Annotated in this window: 1 pseudogene; it reads left to right on the plus strand. The window is 72.6% G+C overall.

Going from position 1 to position 493, the window contains the following annotated elements:
* A pseudogene (locus CCN44_RS47250) lies at positions 1-175 on the plus strand (TetR family transcriptional regulator); the annotation flags it as partial.
* Positions 176-493: the final 318 nt, after the last annotated feature.

Genomic DNA, 493 nt, shown 5'->3' on the forward strand with positions numbered 1-493 from the left:
GCCGGCCACCTGGATCGTCCCCGCCGACACCGCCGACACCGCCGGCACCGCCGGCCCTGTCCGCGCCGACGCGGCGACCGGGCGGTCCGACGACGTGGTGGTCCTGGTCTCCCGCCGGGACGCCCCGCTGTGGCGGGTGGTGCAGGAACTGGAGACGGCACTCGGTCGCGCCTGAGCCGGGGACAGACCCTCCGACGACGATTGTGGGTACGGAGTGCCTTTACGAGTGACACTGAGTGCCATACCCTGTCGGCGTGCACGGTGGCACGGCGACCGTGCACACGCGTGCGCGGTCCGCGCCGGGCACGCGGGATTCCGGCCGAGCGCAGGGAGTTGACCAGCGTGTACCACCACTCAGCAAGCACCTCGCATCCGGCGGCCGGTTCCGCTGCGGGCGTGCTCGATCCCGCCGCCGCGGACTCCAAGGACGCCATCCTGTTCCAGCGCTGCACCTGGTGCGGCACCGCGATGTACCACCGGCTGCTGTGTCCGG

It is taken from the genome of Streptomyces tricolor (genome assembly GCF_002155905.1).
Classification (GTDB): domain Bacteria; phylum Actinomycetota; class Actinomycetes; order Streptomycetales; family Streptomycetaceae; genus Streptomyces; species Streptomyces tricolor.